The following is a 17,548-nucleotide window of genomic DNA, read 5'->3' as shown; positions in this document are numbered from 1 at the left end:
CACAGTATCCGATACCGGCGGTTCTACATATCGGATCGACGCAAATCAGGAGGGCGTGATCTCGATGCCGATCGTGCCCGCCTTGCCCCGGCGCAGGTTGCTGCCGAGAATCACGAGCGGGCCGGTCAGCCAGTATTTCTTGCGCAGCACCGAGCGGAGTTCGTCGGTCTCGGCCGCGTCGAGCAGCCGTGCGGTGCCGGTCACGATGTCACCGTGCGCATCCCCGCGCACGTTGCAGGGTTGCACCGTCACCTCGGGGTTGCGCCGGACGCGCTTGACCTTCCAGCTGTCGGTGACCGTCCAGACGAACAGCTTGTCGTCACGGGCCACCGCCCAGACAGGCGTTCCCACGGGCGTGCCGTCTTTGCGGAAGGTGGTGAGCAGTACGTAATTCGCGGTCGCCAGTTCGCCGAGGCGGTTCGTCATGGCGACAGCCTAGTGGGCGCGGCGATCCGCGGCCGAGCGGCGAAAAGAGTACGGGCGCTTTCGCGAAACTCTTCGTAACCTCTGGGGCGAAATCGACTCTCTGGCGAAAGGCCGACGATGACCGATACCGCGGTGCCCCTGCTCTGGAGCGGCGACCTGCCGAGCACCCTCGAGTTCTACCGGGCGCTCGGCTACACCGTCACCCATGAGCAAACCCGCCCCTACGTGTACGGCGCGATCGAACAACACGGCTGCGCCCTGCATTTCGCACCCGCGCCGCCGGGCATCGAGCTGCCGGTGGAGCATGCGGGCGCGCTGGTGATGGTCGACGACGTCGCCGCCCGCCATGCGGAGTACACCGCCGCACTGCGCGCGCACTACGGCAAGATCCCGAGCAAGGGCTGTCCGCGGATTACCCGATTCCGTCCGGGCCAGTCCCGGTTCTCCCTGGTCGACCCGGTCGGCAACACCGTCCTGGTGATCCAGCGCGACGAGCCAAGGGAACTCGAGTACGGTGGCTCGCGCGAGCTGGAGGGGCTGGCCCGGGTGCTCGACAATGCCCGCATCCTGCGCGATTTCAAGAACGACGACCGCGCGGCGACCCGTGCCCTGGAGGTCGGCTTGCGCCGTTTCGGCGCTGCCGCGAGCGCGCTCGAGCGGGCCCGCGCGTACGCGGCCCTCGCCGAGCTCGCCGTCGTCGCCGCGGACACCGACCGGGTCGCGCACTGGAAATCCGAACTCGACGCGGTCGAGTTGACCACCGAGGAACGCACGGCGATCGCCGCCGATGCCTCCGATCTCCTCACCGCCTTGCTCACCGCGACCGACTGAACCGGGCCGTCGGGGCGATCGGCCAGTAGGCTTCGGCTATGCGAGGTCGATGGTACGAACGCACCACCCGTGGGCGGCTGACCCGTTGTCTGGCAACAGCAGTCGCGGTGGCCGCCGCCCTCGGGGTGGGCCCGGTCGGTACGGCGCAGGCCGGTGCGCCGTCGTGCGCCGACGGCTGGCACATCGACGTGCTGGCGGCCGATCTGGGTGGCTTGGAGAACCTCGAGTACGACGGGCGCGGCGGCTTCTACGTCAGCGGCATCGTTCGCGGGGAGATCCTGCACGTCGCCGCCGACGGCCGGGTCACCACGATCAGCACCGGCCTCGACAACCCCGCCGGACTGCGGCTGATCGGCGACGATCTCTACTTCGTCACCGGTGACGGCACCACGCCGAACGGCGGCGGCACTCTGAGCCGACTCGACACGGCCACCGGAGACGTCACCGTCGTGCTCCCGAACCTGGTGCAGCCCAACGGATTACTGCTGCTCCCCGACGGCGACCTGCTCATCTCCCAGCTCTCCGTCCCCTGGCCCCCGGTCGGCATCAGCCGCTACCGCCCCGCCACCGGCGAATTCACTCTCGCCTGGTCCTCTGTCCCCCGCCCCAACGGCCTCGCTCTCGCCCCCGACCACCGGGCGGTCATCACCGAGGACGTCCTCACCTCCCAGCTCGTGCGGGTCCCTCTCGACGCCCCGGACCGGCCCACTCCCCTCGCCACGGTGAACGACGGCCTCCTGCCCGGACTGGACGACCTCGATGTCACCGCCACCGGCCTCGCCTTCGTCACCGGTGACTACTCCGGCAGCGTCTACCAGGTCGACCCGACCACGGGCGCCTGGTGCACGCTCGCCACCGGCTGGACCACTCCTCGAGGCTCGCTCCCCAGCCCACCGCCCATCGGCCCCACCTCGGCCCGCCTGGCCCCCGACCTCACCACCGGAGCGTGGTCGCTCTACGTCACCAGCATCGACGGCACGCTCCGCCGCCTGCGCCCACCGCCCGGTATCGACCTCACCCCCTCCTTCCTGCGCTGATCACCGGGACCAGGAGAGACCGGGCGAGGGTCAGTGAGGCCGCTCGGCCCGGAACCGGAACATTCCGAGGCCGGTTTCCACGTCGATGCCCGTGAACCCCGCGACTGCCAGTCGGTCGGCGAGCGTGTCCGCCGGCACCGGTACGCACGTGTCACCCACATGCTGGAGCCGAAACAGCGGACTGTCGAGTCCGTCCGAGCCGGCGAACACCCCGCCGGGTCGCAACACCCGCAGCGCTTCGGCGAACAGGTCGTCCTGCTGCGCGGGTGAGGGTACGTGGTGCAGCATCGTGAAGCAGACCACGGAGTCGAACTCCTTGTCCGGCAACGGCATCGCGGTGGCGTCACCGTCGATCACCCGCAGATCCCGCGCGAACCGGGTGCGCAGACGCGCGGCCAGCACGGCGTCGATTTCCAGACCGGTGAGCGAGGCCGCGCGCTCCCGCAGTGGCGCTACGTTCGCGCCGAAACCCGGGCCGATCTCCAACGCGGACGCCCCGAGGTCGATGTCGCGCATCACCCACGGCACGATCTTCGTCGCCGTCACCCATTCCCACGCCGTGGACCTGCACAACAGCCTGTGCCAGTAATTCATCGCCATAGCTACGACGGTAGGAGCCGGGAGCCGTGGCTGACAGTCACTACGCTGACAGACTATGTCGCAGAACGGACATGACCTGCTGCTGGCCGCGGACACCGGTCCGACAGCCATGGTGCTCGGCGCGGGAATCCTGCCCGCCGGATACTGGTTCGATGAGCACCGCCACCCCCAGCATCAGATCGCCTGGGCGGGCAGAGGAGTCATCGGGATCGACATCGGCGCCAACCACTGGGTGCTACCGCCGACCAGAGCCTTGTGGATCCCCGGCGGCGTGGCGCATCGCACCGGAACGACGGCCGGGGCCGATATGCGCGGCATCTTCGTCGAACCCGACCGGTGCCCGGCACTGTTTCCCGGGCCCACGCTGCTGAGCGTCTCCCCGCTCCTCCGAGAACTCTTCGACCACATGACATCACGGCAGTTGACAGACGACGGACGGACGCGGGCCGAAGCGATGGTGTTCGATCTGCTCGAGCCGGTCGAGGTCATTCCGATCGGCGCGCCACTGCCGACCGACCCGCGAGCACGCGTGGTCGCCGAGGTCCTGCTCGACAATCCCGCCGACGACCGCACCCTCGCCGAACTGGGTAGGCACGCCGCGGCCAGCTCGCGCACCCTGGCTCGCGCCTTCCGCGCCGAGACCGGCCTGACCTTCGCGCAATGGCGGACCCAGATCCGCCTGGCGGCTTCGCTGACCCCACTGGCCGACGGTGTACCGGTGACCCGCATCGCCGCCCGGGTCGGCTATCGCAGCGCGAGCGCGTATGTGGCGGCGTTCCGGCGGGCCGTCGGCACGTCGCCGGGACAGTACTTCGCCGGCTCCGGTGGCAATCGGTCGTCCTGATCGGTCGGGTTTCACGCGTGGTGAGGGCAGGGGTGGCGCGTCGCCGGTCGCCGTGGTGGACTGGCGGATTCGGCTATCGGGAGGTCAGCGTGCGAGCGGCACCGCAGTGGGCACGGCAGGACGGGTTCGGGATTCGGGTGGAGTGGGGGCGAACCGGAGCGGCGGTCCTCGGGCCGGGGGCCGGGTGTCTGGTGGTGATCGACGTGTTGTCGTTCACCACATCGGTATCGGTGGCTACCGCCGCGGGTACCTCGGTGTTCCCGTACCGGTGGCGTGACGCTTCGGCGCGGGCTTTCGCCGCGGAGAATGCCGCCGAATTGGCCGTCGGACGGCGGGAGGCCGGTCCGTGGTCGTTGTCTCCGGCGGCGATCCGGCGCGCGCCGTTCACGCCACGCCTGGTGCTGCCCTCGCCCAACGGTTCCACCATCGCCGCCGCTGTCGAGGGCACGCCCGTCGTCGCCGCCTGCCTGCGCAATGTCAGCGCGGTCGCCGACTGGCTCGTCGCCCAGCACTGGGGCACTCCCGATCGACCGATCGCGATCATTGCGGCGGGCGAGCACTGGCCGGGCACCGACACCGTGCGGCCCGCGCTCGAGGACTGGCTCGGCGCCGGTGCGCTCGCCGCCGCGCTGATCGATCGCGGAATCAGTACTCCCTCCCCCGAAACACGCACGGCTGCCACCGCATTCGCTGCCACAGCCGACGTAGGCGCGCTGATCACGGAGTGTGCGTCCGGCCGCGAACTCGCCGCGATCGGCTTCGCCGAGGATGTGGCCATCGCGATCGAACGCGACGCCGACGCCACCGTTCCGGTTCTCACCGGCAGCGCCTTCGTCGACCGCGGATCTCGCTAGCGCGGACCCGAAAGCTGCCTCCCCGCAACACTTGCGGGGTCGATCGATCAGTCTTGGGAGGTGAGGATCCGTGGGCCGTCGGCGGTGACGGCGATGGTGTGCTCGCTGTGCGCGCACCGGGAGCCGTCGGCCGAGCGGATGGTCCATCCGTCGGCGTCGGTGTAGACCTTCGCCGTGCTCGCCGCGAACCACGGCTCGATGGCCACCGTGAGACCCGGCCGCAGCCGGAACCCGCGCCCGGCCCTGCCGTCGTTGGCGATATGGGGATCCTCGTGCATCGTCCGCCCGAGCCCGTGCCCGCCGAACTCGGTATTGACCGGATATCCGTACCCGCGAGCGACCTGCGCGATCGCGGCGGAGATATCGCCGATCCGGTTGTCGGGTTGCGCGGCCGCGATTCCGGCGGTCAGGGCCTCTTCGGTGGCCCTGACCAGTCGCTCGTCCGCAGGCGACGGGGTGCCGACGATGAACGAGATCGCCGAGTCGGCGACCCAGCCGTCGATCGACACGGCCAGATCCGCCGTCAGCAAATCACCGTCGCGCAAGACGTAGTCGTGCGGAAGCCCGTGTAGCACGGCATCGTTCACCGCCAGACACACCGTATTGCGGAACGGCCCGCGCCCGAACGACGGCGAGTAGTCCCAGTAGCACGACACCGCCCCGCGCTCGCGAATCCGTTCCCGCACATACGCTTCCAGTTCGAGCAGGTTCACCCCGACCGCCGCGCGGTCGCGCACCCCGGCCAGCACGTCGGCGACGAACCGGCCGGTCACCCGCATGCGCTCGATCTCCGCGGGTGATTTCAACTCCACCATCACGCCTCCAATTGGTATTTTCATACCGACACTAGCCGCGCCGGTATAAAAATACCAAAATCAGCGGTTCAGGTTGCCCATGTCCACGGGAATCTGCGCACCGGTGATCTGACTCGCCTCGTACGAGCACAACCAGGCCACGGTCGCCGCGATCTCCTCGGGCTGACAGATGTGACTCGGCAGCGCGTTCATGAAGATGGGCGCGAGCGTGGCACCGTACTCCTCGAACAGCGGTCCCATCTCGTTGATCTGCATGCCGCTCGCCACACCCGCCGGGTGGACGGTGTTCACCCTGATCCGGTGCGCGCCGAGCTCGTTCGCCATCGTCTTGGCCAGACCTGTGATCGCGTGCTTGGTCGCGACATAGTGGCCGGTGAACGGCGTGCCCTTCAGCCCCGCCACCGAACTGATGAACACCATCGCACCACCCTCGCCCTGCGCGATCAGGTGCGGCACCGCGGCTTTCGCGGTGTGGAAAACGCCCGTCAGGTTGACGTCGATGGTCTCCTGCCACTGCTCGGCGGTGATCTCCCACGACATCGCCGCCGAACAGATGCCCGCGTTGGCCACCACCACATCGAGTCTGCCCAGCTGCTCGATGCCCGCCGCCAGCGCCGCGGAGAGCCCGTCGAAGTCGCGCACATCGACCTTGCTCGCGACGATCTTGCCGCCCGCCGCTTCGACGAGCTTCACGGTCTCGGCCAGATCCGCCTCCGTCGCGCCCGCGTAGCTGGTGCTGGCGAACTCCGCGCACGCGTCGATCGCGATCACGTCGGCGCCCTCCTCGGCGAAACGCACCGCCTCGGCCCTGCCCTGCCCGCGCGCCGCTCCCGTCACGAAAACGACCTTGCCCTCGAACCGCCGTGTCATACCCATACCTTTCGAAACTTCGATGTCCTCCCCTGACACCTACCACCGCCACCGCCCGGGCGAGGCGAAAACGGAGATCCCTACTCAGCTTGGCCATCGCGTTCACGAGGACATACCATCGGTCGCATGGTCCGTCTCCCGCTCAGCCCCGCGCAGGTCGAAGCAGGCCGCCGTCTCGGCCGCCGCCTTCGCACCGCTCGCGGCGACCGCGACCTCGCCGAGGTGGCCCTGCGAGCGGGCATTTCCCCGGAGACGCTGCGCAAGATCGAGTCGGGACGGCTGCCCTCACCGGCCTTCGGCACCGTCGTCGGCCTGGCCGAGGCCCTTGCCATTCCGCTGACCGAGCTGGCCGAGTCCTACCGCGCCGAACAGGTCGCCGAGTCCGCCTGATCCACGATCGTCGGCGTGGCAGGCAGCGCGCACTGCCCGCCGCTCGACCCGCCTACCGCCGGTTCATCGACTCCTCGTTCTCGTATCCCAGCGTCACATCGTGGGTGATCTCGCCGCGGGTCACCGATACCTGACTCGCTACGGGTGGGTAGCCGCGGGCGACCACCGTGTACTCCCCCTCCGGCAGGTCCGGCACCAGGTACCGGCCCTTCTCGTCGGTGCGCGCCGTCGCCGCCGGATCGCCCCCCGAGTCCAGGACGGTGATCTGCACATCGGCGACCGGGCGGTCGCCGTCCACCCACGCCGAGCCGAGGAGAATGGCCATCGGTTCGAGGTTGATATCGCGATGCAGCGAGCCCGTCTCCGGCACGGTCAGCGCGACGGCCGCCGGCCGCATGTGATCGGCGACCGCGACCAGGGTGTAAGTGCCGCTCACGACGTCGCGGCATACGTAGGTGCCGTCTTCGCCGGTGATCGCCGCGCCCACCACCTCGCCCTCGGGGTCGGTCAAGGTGATCGTGGCACCCCAGAGCGGTTCGCCGCGCCGCGCCGATCGCACGATCCCGGTGAGTTCACCCGCGCCGGTGAGCATCAGGTCGACGTGCTGGGCGCGCTCCCCGATCGACACGCTCACCGCTTCGGGCTGATGACCGGCCGCCGCGGCGATGAGCACGTAGTTGCCCGGCCGGGGCGCCTGGATCACGTACGCGCCGTCGGCGTCGCCGTTGCCGCGGGCCACCTGATGCCCGTGCTGATCGATCAGGGTGAGCGTCGCGGCGGGCACCGGGCGCGCGTCGTCACGTCGCAACAGCCCCGCGATCACCCGACCGGTGGCGACGGGGTGCAGTTCGCCCGCCATCTCGTGCGCGTCGTGCAGGCTCACATCGCGCAGCGCGGTGGCATCGGACTGCTCCTCCGACGTCGGATCCTCCTGCAGCGGAATCTCTTTCATGAATACCAGTACCAAGCAGGCCACCACGGCGAGGTCGGCGGCGAGCAGGAACACGCTGTGCATCGAGTCGGCGAATCCCTCGAGGATCGGGATCCGCAACTCGTCGGGCAGCGTGGCGATGCCACTGGTATCGCTCAGCAGGCCTTCGAGCCGCGCGTCGTCGAAACCGGGCGGCAGGCTCCCGCCGAAGGCTTCCAGGATCGAACCGGGCAGCCGGTCGAACAGCACGGTCAGGAACACCGCGACCCCGAGGGTCCCGCCGAGCTGGCGGAAGAACGTCGCCGCCGCGGTCGACACACCCATCTCGGTGCGCCCGACCGCGTTCTGCGCGGCGATGACCAGCGTCTGCATGCAGCCGCCGAGTCCGAAACCCATGATCGCGCTGAAGGCGAGCGGCTGCCACAGCGGACCGTCGTAGGTGATCCTGGCGAACAGCGCGCACCCGATCGCCAGGATCAGCGCACCGAGCACCGGCAGCACTTTGTAGCGGCCGGTGGCCTTGGTGATCAGCCCCGAGATCTGCGCGCCTACCATGATCCCGAGTACCAGCGGCAACATCAACAGCCCCGCCTCGGTCGGCGAGAAACCACGCACGACCTGCAGATACTGCGGCACCATCGTGATCGCGCCGAACATCGCGACACCCACGAGGAACCCACCGAGGATCGCGATGCTGAACGTGGAGCTGCGGAACAGCCGCAGCGGGATCAGCGCCGAGTCCTTCATCAGGAATTCGACCAGGACGAACAGCAGCAGACCACCCGCGCAGATGCCGTAGCAGAGTAGCGATTTCGGCTCGGTCCATCCCCAGATCCGCCCCTGCTCGGCGACGATCAGCAGCGGCACCACACCCACGATGAGGGTGATCGCGCCGAACCAGTCGATCCGGCTGCGTTGACGGGTGTGCCCCACATTCAGCACCTTCGCGACCACGAGGAACGCCAGCACCCCGACGGGCACGTTCACCAGGAACACCCAGCGCCAGCCCTCGATGCCACCGAGGCTCTCGTAGTCGGACAGGAATCCACCGACCACCGGGCCGAGCACGGTCGCGATGCCGAACACCATGAGGAAATACCCCTGGTAGCGCACCCTTTCGCGCGGCGGCACGATGTCGCCGACGATGGTGAACGCCAGCGACATCAACCCGCCCGCGCCCAGCCCCTGGAAGGCCCGGCACCCGGCCAGCTGGTACATGGTGGTCGCGAAGCAGCAGGCCGCCGAGCCGATCACGAACAGGGCTATCGCCAGCAGATAGAACGGTTTGCGCCCGTAGATGTCGGCGAGCTTGCCGTAGAGCGGCGTGGTGACGGTGGCGGTGATCAGGTATGCCGTTGTCGCCCATGCCTGTTCGTCGAACCCGTCGAGACTGTTCGCGATCCGGACGATCGCGACGCTGACGATGTTCTGGTCGAGCGCGGCGAGGAACACCCCCAATAGCAGGCCGGACAGAATCGTGAGTGTCTGGCGGTGCGTGAGGCGTGATTCGGCAACGACGGTATCGGTCATGGAAAAGCCCTGGTTCTGATCGGCTGGCAAGTGGGGGTCGATCATTCGGCCCACACGAGGGCCGACAACCCCGCTGCGAGGAAAACTTTGCGCCGCGGGTGGAACTCTTCATGCACTGGTGCGCAGAGCTTACCCACGTCGGATTCGCCGCCTTCACCGAGGGATCAAGTGACCGTTCATTTCACACGGAAACGATAGGTAGCAGCACTACGAACTGTCAGTTCGGGGCGCGTGAACTCAGCAGCCGAGTTCGGCCAGCGCGCACAGAGTTTCCGAGCAGCCCGCGTCGATTCGGAGGGTGGCGAGGTCGTCGCCGCGGGTACGTCCGCGATTCACGATCACCACTGGCACACCGTTTTTCGCCGCTCTGCGCACGAATCGCAGGCCCGACATCACCGTCAGCGAGGAACCGGCCACCAGTAGCGCCTGCGCGCGTTCGACCATGCCGAAAGCGGCTGCCACCCGGTCCGGCGGCACATTCTCGCCGAAATACACGATGTCGGGTTTGAGCATTCCGCCGCACGCCAGGCAGTCGACCATCCGGAATCGGTCGGTATCGATCACCACGGCGTCCGCGTCGGGCGCCACTTCGATACCGGTGGCGCCCGCCGAAACATTTTCCGCGAAACCGGGATTGGCTGCTTCCAGGTGTTGGGCGAGGGTCATTCGGGAGATCAGATTCTCGCACCGCAGGCAACGCACTCGCGCGTAAGTTCCGTGCAGATCGATCACCTGACGCGCCCCCGCTTTCATATGCAGCAGGTCCACGTTCTGGGTGATCACTCCCGACACCACACCCGCCCGCTCCAGCTGGGCGACAGCGCGATGACCGGGGTTGGGCCGGGCGGCATCCATCCGCCGCCAGCCGATGTGATTGCGCGCCCAATACCGTTGCCGGAACACCGGGTCACCGACGAACTGCTGATAGGTCATCGGCGTACGCGGCGGCGAACCGGGACCGCGGTAGTCGGGAATCCCGCTGTCGGTACTCAGCCCGGCGCCGGAGATCACCACGGTGCGGCGCCCGCTCAGCAGCTCGGCCGCGCGCGCCACCGCGTCGGTGGTGTTGTCGTCCACCATGGGTTCCACTCTACGAGCGGGGCGGCGCCGCGTTGTGCGCGGGACGAACACGCCGGGCCGAGTTGCGTGCGGTGGGCGTGCGGCGACATGATGTTTCATCCGCCCGGCATCGACCGCTGCAGAGGAAAACCTATGTCCGACACCGATGAGTACGGCCGCACCGCGCTCAATGCCGCGGTCGACGGGACCATCGTCGCCGTCCGCCGGATGTTCTATGTCCTGGGCGACGAGATCGACCGCACCGAGGGCCCGATCGAATTCACCTTCCACAACGGTTCGACCCTGCTCCTCGACGCCGGCGTCGACGGTGCGGAACTGCGCATCGGCGGCGCACCGTGGCGCGATCCGTTCGAGCCGCTGGTCGACCCGGTGAACATCGAATACGTCGCCAACTCCGGCAAGTACACCGCCTTCGACGTCACCGACGAGTCACCCTACGACGAACTCGCGGGCCGCCGCGTCGACGCGGTCTCGATCGTCCCCCTGGCCGACGGCCGCCCCCGCGCGGCAACCCTCTACCTGGGCACTGGCATGGTGAAGGCCGAGTCGATCGCCGACGAACTCATCGTGACCCTGATCTCCGCGTAGCCGGCACGCCGTCGGCCCAGCGCTGGTGTTCACCGGACTTGCGGCTGCCCGATCGCGTCCGCCACGAACGACTCCGACAGCTCATCGATGACGTCGCCGCGGATCTGCCTGCGTTCGTTGGCCAGCGCGGTGGTCGTGCAGATGCCGAACGCGCCCTGCTCGTCGTAGAGCACCGCCGCGCCCGCCGCGATCCCGTCGTCGCTGAGGTGGCTCTCCGCTTCGAGGCCCATCTCGTCGCCGACGGGCATGCGCGAGAACGTGATCGACACATCGGTGTTGATGAAACCGATGCCCTCGGTGCCCCAGTTGGTGACCAGGCTGGTCTGCTCGCCGGTCATCGCCGCGTAGCAGAACGGCGACGACGGCTCCCCCGCGACGACCGGGATATTGCGCACCCACTTGCGTTTGCGGGCGTCGTTCTGATGTTCGGTCATATTCATCGACCAGCCCTGCCCGTCACTGCCGAACAGGTGCATCGTCTGGTCGATGGTGGCCAGCACGCTCGGCGGCGGCAGCGGCCGATCCCGGTCCGGGCGCCAGACCTCGCCCGGCGGCTGGGTCGAACGCTTCAGCAGCAGCGCGCTGCCGCGGGCCACGATCTCGCCGTCGGCGCGCACGACGATCGTCACCGAGCGGACCCGGTTTCCGTCGCGCACCAGTTCGCTGGCGATCGTCAACGGCACGGCGGGCACCGGACGGTGCAGGTCGACGGTCAATCGCGCGGGGACGAACCCGTCGGCGCAGTAGCCCGCCTCCACCTCGCGCGCCATCAACCCGCACACCGGCGGTCCGGACAGCGTGCTGGGCGCCCACAGGCTCAGCGAGTACCGCATCGGCGTGTAGACGCCGTCCGCGTGCGTGAAATAGCCAGGGGAGGTACTCATCGTGCCCCTTTCCTCCGCGGGTGCCGGGCGGGATCGCCGCGGCACACCATGCCTCACACTAGAACGTGTTGCAGTTTTGCGGCAAGTGCGGTCACTCCAGCTCACCCTCGGTTTCCAGATAGACCTGCCGCAGTTTGTCCAGGGTCTCCTGCTCGGGGTGCTCCCACAGCTTGCGCTCGGCGGCTTCCAGGAGCCGTTCGGCGATGCCGTGCAGGGCCCACGGGTTGGACTGCTCCATGAACTTGCGGTTCACGTCGTCGAACACGTAACTCTCGGAGAGCTTCTCGTACATCCAGTCGGCGACGACATTGGTGGTGGCGTCGTAGCCGAACAGGTAGTCGACGGTGGCGGCCATTTCGAAGGCGCCCTTGTACCCGTGGCGGCGCATCGCCTCGAGCCAGCGCGGGTTCACCACCCTGGCGCGGAAGACACGGGCGGTCTCCTCCGAGAGCGTGCGGGTGCGCACGGCATCGGGGCGGGTGGAGTCACCGATGTAGGCCTCGGGATTCTTGCCGGTCAGCGCGCGAACGGTCGCGACCATTCCGCCGTGGTACTGGAAGTAGTCGTCGGAGTCGGCGATGTCGTGTTCACGGGTGTCGGTGTTCTTGGCGGCGACCGCGATGCGCTTGTAGGCGGTGCGCATGTCGTCGGCGGCGGGGGCGCCGTCGAGGTCGCGGCCGTAGGCGTAGCCACCCCAGGTGGTGTAGACCTGCGCGAGGTCGTCATCGGTGCGCCAGCTCTTGGAGTCGATGAGCTGCAGCAGGCCCGCACCGTAGGTACCCGGCTTGGAGCCGAAGATGCGGGTGGTGGCACGGCGGGTGTCGCCGTGTTCAGCGAGATCGGACTGGGCGTGCGCGCGAACGTAATTGGACTCGGCGGGCTCATCGAGGTCGGCGACGAGGCGAACCGCGTCGTCGAGCAGCGCCAGCACGTGCGGGAAAGCGTCGCGGAAGAACCCGGAGATGCGGACCGTGACGTCGACGCGCGGGCGCCCGAGTTCTTCGAGATCGATCACCGCGAGCGAGGTGACGCGGCGGCTCGCCTCGTCCCACACCGGCCGGACACCGAGCAGCGCGAACACTTCGGCGATGTCGTCGCCGGAGGTGCGCATGGCCGAGGTGCCCCACACCGACAACCCGACCGACTTCGGGTACTCGCCGTGGTCAGCAAGGTAGCGGGCCAGCAGCGATTCCGCCATCGCCTGACCGGTTTCCCAGGCCAACCGCGACGGGACAGCCTTGGGGTCGACCGAGTAGAAGTTGCGACCGGTCGGCAGCACATTGATCAGACCACGCAGCGGGGAACCGCTGGGGCCCGCCGGAACGAACCCGCCGTTGAGCGCATGCAGCACACGCGGGATCTCGATGCTGGTCTCACGCAGGCGCGGCACGACCTCGGTGGCGGCGAACCGCAAGATGGTGGCGATCTGGTCCAGCCGCTCGGCGTCGGCGACCACCACGGCGAGGTCGGTACTCGACGTTGCGGCGCGGTGCCCGTCCAGGATCGCGGTCTCGAAGTCCGCGACCAGCTGCTCGACCGCGTCGACCGACCAGTCCGTCGCCTGCAACGCACCGAGCAGTTCGCGAGCACGCGCCTCGACCACATCCACGCGAACACGGGCCTCGTCGCCGGATTCACTGAGCCCCAACGCCTCTCGCAGGCCGGGCACATTCTGCTCGCCGCCCCACAGCTGACGGGCACGCAGCATGGCCAGCACCAGGTCGAGTTCCATCTCCCCCTCGGGAGCCTGACTCAGGATGTGCAGGCCGTCGCGGATCTGGACGTCCTTGATCTCGCACAGCCAGCCGTCGACGTGCAGGAGCATGTCGTCGAAGACGTCTTCTTCGGGGCGTTCGGCGAGCCCGAGGTCGTGGTCCATCTTGGCCGCGCGCATCAGGGTCCAGATCTGCTGGCGAATGGCGGGCAGTTTGGCCGGATCCAGGGCGGAGATGTTGGCGTGCTCGTCGAGCAACTGCTCCAGACGGGAGATGTCGCCGTAGGTTTCGGCCCGTGCCATCGGCGGGATCAGGTGGTCGACGAGGGTGGCGTGCGCACGGCGCTTGGCCTGGGTGCCCTCACCGGGGTCGTTGACCAGGAACGGATAGATCAGCGGCAGATCGCCCAGCGCCGCGTCGGTACCGCAGGAGGCGGACATGCCGAGGGTCTTGCCGGGCAGCCATTCGAGGTTGCCGTGCTTGCCCAGGTGCACCATCGCGTCGGCGCCGAAACCGTCGGGTGCGGACAGCCAGCGGTAGGCGGCGAGATAGTGGTGACTCGGCGGCAGATCGGGATCGTGGTAGATCGCGACCGGGTTCTCGCCGAACCCGCGAGGCGGCTGCACCATCAGCACCACATTGCCGAAACGCAGTGCGGCGATGACGATCTCGCCCTTGGGGTCGGCAGACCGGTCGACGTAGAGTTCGCCCGGCGGCGGCCCCCACGCCTCGACGACGGCCTCGCGCAGGTCCTCGGGCAGTGACTCGAACCAGCGGGTGTAGGTGGCGGCGCCGATGCGAATCGGGTTGCCCTCCAGCTGTTCCGCGCTCAACCACTCCGGATCCTGACCGCCCGCGGCGATCAGAGCGTGGATCAGCGCGTCGCCGTCTCGTTCCACCAGGCCGGGGATCTCGTCGATATCACCGAGATCGTAACCGGCGGCACGCAATTCGGTGAGCAGGCGGATCGCGCTGGCCGGGGTGTCGAGGCCGACGGCATTGCCGATGCGGGCGTGCTTGGTGGGATACGCCGAGAGCATAATCGCGATCCGCTTGTCCGCGGCCGGGATGTGGCGCAGGCGGGCGTGGCGCACGGCGATCCCCGCCACGCGGGCGCACCGTTCGGCGTCGGGAACATAGGCGGACAGACCGTCGGCGTCGAACTCCTTGAAGGAGAACGGCACCGTGATGATGCGACCGTCGAATTCGGGCACCGCGACCTGGGTCGCGACGTCGAGGGGCGACAGGCCGTCGTCGTTGGCTTCCCACTGCGCGCGGCCGCTGGTCAGGCACAGGCCCTGCAGGATCGGCACGTCCAGCGCGGCGAGCGCGGCCACGTCCCAGGCTTCGTCGTCACCGCCGGCCGAGGCGGTCGCGGGCTTGCTGCCACCTGCCGCGAGGACGGTCACCACGAGGGCGTCGGCGCTGCCGAGCAGGGTGAGGAGCTCGGGTTCGGCGGTGCGCAGCGAGGCGGCGTAGACCGGGAGCGGGCGGGCGCCCTTGGCCTCGATCGCCTTGCACAGCGCCTCGATGTAGGCGGTGTTGCCCGCGAGATGCTGGGCGCGGTAGTACACCACGGCGACGGTCGGGGCGTGCGGTTCGAGGATCCGCGAGGACCGGTCGAGCTCGCCCCAGGTGGGCAGCTGCGCGGGCGGTTCGAAACCGTGACCGGTCAGCAACACCGTGTCGGACAGGAAGTTGTGCAGCTGCCGCAGGTTCTCGGCACCGCCCGCGGCGAGGTAGTTGTGCGCGTCGGCCGCGACGCCGACCGGGACCGTCGAGCATTCCATCAGCTCGGCGTCGGGTGCGATCTCGCCACCGAGGGCGACCATCGGCACCCCGGCGGCCCGGATCGCGTCGAGGCCCTCTTCCCAGGCGCGCTTGCCACCGAGGATTCGCACGATCACCAGATCAGCGCCGTCGAGCAGTTCCGGCAGATCCTCCACGAGCAGCCGCGCGGGATTGCCCCAGCGGTACTCGGCGCCGCTCGCGCGGGCGCTCAGCAGGTCGGTGTCGGAGGTGGACAGCAGCAGGATCACAGGGTGAGACCTTCCTCGGGTTACGCGCCCATCGGGGTATGCGGTGCTCGCCGGGGAGGGTCTGGCTGTTCACAGTGGCGCGACCGCACCGGATTTCCACCGGTTTCCTCGACGCCCGCCGAGCAAGACGATGCTACTGGGCCCTCGCCGCCCGCAACTTTCCAGCCCGCTCCCGCCGCTGGACGATTGATCAGCAGGCGATGGGGCGAGCAGCGCCCGAGAGCGCTTCCGCGCCACTGCCCGATGATCTCGATCCGCGAGGTGGTCTCAGCCGGTCGCTGTCGTCAATGGGTGGGTCGCCGGGTGGTGTCTTCGGCCGCGATGGACACGGCGAGCTCGGTGACGACGCCGCGGATCAGGGCGCCGTAGTCGTCGTCCGGGAGGATGTCGAGGCGTTCGCGGGCGGCGTCGAGGTGGCGGGTGGCGGCGGGGAACGCCCCGAGGCGGCGGAAGTTGTCGGCGAGATTCAGGTACAGCGAGGGGTAGAAGCCGGCGACCTGGAGGCCCGCGTGGTGGTCGTTCAGGCGGGTGTCGGTGAGGGCGTCGGCGGCGTCGAGGGCGCGAACGTCCCAGACCAGGGCTTCGGCCGGGTCGTCGTAGACGTCGGCCAGGTAGTGGGCGAGGGTGCAGCGGTGCAGCGGGTCACCGGCGGGGCCTACCTCGGCCCAGACCTCGAGCAGAGTCGTGCGGGCCCGTTCGGCGTCGCCGGTGCGGAAGTCGGTGACCCCCTGGGTGATTCGGGTCATGATCGGGTCGGCGGTGGTCATCGGGAGGTCTCCTCGGTGGGTTCGGGTCTGCGCGGCATGGCCAGGGTCGACAGGTCGCCGTCGTCGGCCGAGCGGATCAGAACGGGCTGGTCGGGGGCGATGAGGTCGAGCATCACGTCGGGTCCGACGGCGGTGGCGACGGCCGGGTAGAGGGTGGTGACGGCGAAATGGATCGTCATGGCAGGGCCGGTGACTGTCGCCTGCGGGATGTGCCGCGCCGCACCCGGTTGCGGTGCCTCGCACGCAGCGGCCGTGGCGCTCGACCTCTCCTGCGTCACGGATACGGTGCCGGTGGAGGTCGTGCGCAGGACCACGGTGGGCGAGTCGGCGTGTTCCATGGCGTCGAGCAGCGCCGCACGGGTGAGCACGACTCGGGTCCGCACCGGGGCGAGCGCGGCCAGCATCGCTCGGTAGTCGGGGAAGTCGTGGGTCGATCGGCGGCAGCGGCGCCGGGTGTCGTCCGGCTGGGCGGCGTGGCGCGTCGTCGGCTCACCGCCTCCGTCGGTGCGGTCTCGATCGACTGAATCCGGTGTGGCCATGCGGAATTCGACGCTGTCGCGATGGGGGCGGATCGCGACAGCGTGTCGGCGACGCAACCAGGACACGGCCGCACGGAGGTCGTCGGCGTCCACCGTCGCGTCCCAGACCGCCGCGGCACCGACGCGGGTGGGGCGCACGGTGCGGGTGGCCAGGCGGTAGCGGTCCGTCGCGGTGAGGATCAGCTGCTGCCCGTCGGTCTCGAACAGAATCGTGTCGAGGACCGCCCGATCCGGATCGGCGACCGTGGCCGTCGCGACCTGGTCGATCGCCGCCGCCAGCACCGGTCCACTCACCCACACGTCCTCGCGCGACCCCGGCAAACCTCGCTCCGACTCCGGGTTTCGCCCGAGTGCGAGCGGCGATCGAGCACTGCCTCGATCAGCGGTCGGCACCGAGACCTGGTCGCGATGCCCGTTCCCGCCGAATCCGGACGCCGATCCGTGGGTGGCCAGGAGGGCGCCGAGGGCGGCCGCGGCGGCGGCGCGGACCTCGCCCTGGTGCCGGTCCAGGTCGGCGAGGTGCTCGTCGAGCAGGACGAGCGCGCGGGCGGGGTCGGGTTCGGCGAGCAGGGCGGTGACCGCGGGCAGCGGCATGTCCACAGCGCGCAGGTGACGCAGGAGGCGGGCGGGAGCGGACTGCTCCGGGGCGTAGTAGCGGTAGCCGGTGACCGCGTCGACGACGGCGGGGGCGAGGATGCCGGCGTCCGCGTAGAAGCGCAGGGCGCTGGCGCTCAGGCCGCAGGCGCGGGCGAAGGCTCCGATGGTGATCAGCTCGGTGTCGGGCACCGGTTCATGATCGGGGTTCGAG

The 17,548-nt window shown here is 69.1% G+C and carries 16 protein-coding genes; 6 read left to right on the top strand and 10 right to left on the bottom strand.

The window, feature by feature from the left end:
- Positions 1-45: 45 nt before the first annotated feature.
- The gene (locus ACFVJ5_RS03130; RefSeq protein WP_378627531.1) at positions 46-426 is read right to left on the bottom strand and encodes a PPOX class F420-dependent oxidoreductase; all 381 of its coding nucleotides are present in this window, start codon (positions 424-426) and stop codon (positions 46-48) included.
- A gap of 117 nt (positions 427-543) precedes the next feature.
- Between ACFVJ5_RS03130 and ACFVJ5_RS03125 the strand changes: the two genes are divergently transcribed.
- The gene (locus ACFVJ5_RS03125; RefSeq protein WP_379218242.1) at positions 544-1,257 is read left to right on the top strand and encodes a glyoxalase; all 714 of its coding nucleotides are present in this window, start codon (positions 544-546) and stop codon (positions 1,255-1,257) included.
- 38 nt (positions 1,258-1,295) lie between these two features.
- On the top strand, positions 1,296-2,294 hold the full coding sequence (locus ACFVJ5_RS03120; protein WP_379218241.1) for a hypothetical protein: 999 nt from the start codon (positions 1,296-1,298) through the stop codon (positions 2,292-2,294).
- A gap of 30 nt (positions 2,295-2,324) precedes the next feature.
- Here ACFVJ5_RS03120 and ACFVJ5_RS03115 read toward each other — a convergent pair whose 3' ends face one another.
- Positions 2,325-2,894 carry a class I SAM-dependent methyltransferase gene (locus ACFVJ5_RS03115; RefSeq protein ID WP_379218240.1) on the bottom strand — a complete coding sequence of 190 codons (570 nt, stop codon included), beginning with the start codon at positions 2,892-2,894 and terminating at the stop codon, positions 2,325-2,327.
- Between the two features lie 55 nt (positions 2,895-2,949).
- Here ACFVJ5_RS03115 and ACFVJ5_RS03110 point away from each other — a divergent pair, with 55 nt between their 5' ends.
- Positions 2,950-3,738: an AraC family transcriptional regulator gene (locus tag ACFVJ5_RS03110; RefSeq protein WP_379218239.1), complete on the top strand. Its 789-nt coding sequence runs from the start codon at positions 2,950-2,952 to the stop codon at positions 3,736-3,738.
- Between the two features lie 89 nt (positions 3,739-3,827).
- Positions 3,828-4,592, top strand: a complete 765-nt coding sequence (locus ACFVJ5_RS03105) for a 2-phosphosulfolactate phosphatase (RefSeq protein WP_379218238.1) — start codon at positions 3,828-3,830, stop codon at positions 4,590-4,592.
- Between the two features lie 47 nt (positions 4,593-4,639).
- On the opposite strand, the gene map is transcribed toward ACFVJ5_RS03105, so the two are convergent.
- Positions 4,640-5,407: a type I methionyl aminopeptidase gene (map, locus tag ACFVJ5_RS03100; protein ID WP_379218237.1), complete on the bottom strand. Its 768-nt coding sequence runs from the start codon at positions 5,405-5,407 to the stop codon at positions 4,640-4,642.
- Between the two features lie 60 nt (positions 5,408-5,467).
- Positions 5,468-6,283: a mycofactocin-coupled SDR family oxidoreductase gene (locus ACFVJ5_RS03095; protein ID WP_379218236.1), complete on the bottom strand. Its 816-nt coding sequence runs from the start codon at positions 6,281-6,283 to the stop codon at positions 5,468-5,470.
- Between the two features lie 120 nt (positions 6,284-6,403).
- On the opposite strand from ACFVJ5_RS03095, the gene ACFVJ5_RS03090 reads away from it, so the two are divergent.
- On the top strand, positions 6,404-6,667 hold the full coding sequence (locus ACFVJ5_RS03090; protein ID WP_358109673.1) for a helix-turn-helix transcriptional regulator: 264 nt from the start codon (positions 6,404-6,406) through the stop codon (positions 6,665-6,667).
- Between the two features lie 52 nt (positions 6,668-6,719).
- Here the strand turns inward: ACFVJ5_RS03090 and ACFVJ5_RS03085 are convergent, their stop codons facing one another.
- Both ACFVJ5_RS03085 and ACFVJ5_RS03080 read right to left on the bottom strand, forming a co-directional pair.
- Entirely contained in the window at positions 6,720-9,128 is a 2,409-nt protein-coding gene (locus tag ACFVJ5_RS03085) for an MFS transporter (protein ID WP_379218235.1), read from the bottom strand.
- A 237-nt stretch (positions 9,129-9,365) separates the two neighbouring features.
- Positions 9,366-10,208 (bottom strand): NAD-dependent protein deacetylase, encoded by an 843-nt coding sequence (locus ACFVJ5_RS03080; RefSeq protein WP_379218234.1) that lies wholly within the window; start codon positions 10,206-10,208, stop codon positions 9,366-9,368.
- A gap of 132 nt (positions 10,209-10,340) precedes the next feature.
- Between ACFVJ5_RS03080 and ACFVJ5_RS03075 the strand changes: the two genes are divergently transcribed.
- Positions 10,341-10,796, top strand: a complete 456-nt coding sequence (locus tag ACFVJ5_RS03075; RefSeq protein ID WP_379218233.1) for a hypothetical protein — start codon at positions 10,341-10,343, stop codon at positions 10,794-10,796.
- Between the two features lie 29 nt (positions 10,797-10,825).
- Here the strand turns inward: ACFVJ5_RS03075 and ACFVJ5_RS03070 are convergent, their stop codons facing one another.
- The 4 genes from ACFVJ5_RS03070 to ACFVJ5_RS03055 all read right to left on the bottom strand — a co-directional run bounded on the left by ACFVJ5_RS03070 (position 10,826) and on the right by ACFVJ5_RS03055 (position 17,526).
- Positions 10,826-11,680: an acyl-CoA thioesterase domain-containing protein gene (locus tag ACFVJ5_RS03070; RefSeq protein WP_379218232.1), complete on the bottom strand. Its 855-nt coding sequence runs from the start codon at positions 11,678-11,680 to the stop codon at positions 10,826-10,828.
- 91 nt (positions 11,681-11,771) lie between these two features.
- Entirely contained in the window at positions 11,772-15,434 is a 3,663-nt protein-coding gene (gene cobN / locus ACFVJ5_RS03065; RefSeq protein ID WP_379218231.1) for a cobaltochelatase subunit CobN, read from the bottom strand.
- Between the two features lie 284 nt (positions 15,435-15,718).
- Entirely contained in the window at positions 15,719-16,201 is a 483-nt protein-coding gene (locus tag ACFVJ5_RS03060) for a hypothetical protein (RefSeq protein ID WP_379218230.1), read from the bottom strand.
- Positions 16,198-17,526: a MerR family transcriptional regulator gene (locus ACFVJ5_RS03055; protein ID WP_379218229.1), complete on the bottom strand. Its 1,329-nt coding sequence runs from the start codon at positions 17,524-17,526 to the stop codon at positions 16,198-16,200. Before ACFVJ5_RS03055 ends, ACFVJ5_RS03060 begins: the two co-directional genes overlap by 4 nt.
- Positions 17,527-17,548: the final 22 nt, after the last annotated feature.

The organism is Nocardia sp. NPDC127606 (assembly GCF_042671725.1).
In the GTDB taxonomy this organism is placed as follows: domain Bacteria; phylum Actinomycetota; class Actinomycetes; order Mycobacteriales; family Mycobacteriaceae; genus Nocardia.
The sequence above is the reverse complement of the archived record's forward strand: the minus strand, read 5'-3'. Positions and strand labels throughout refer to the sequence as shown.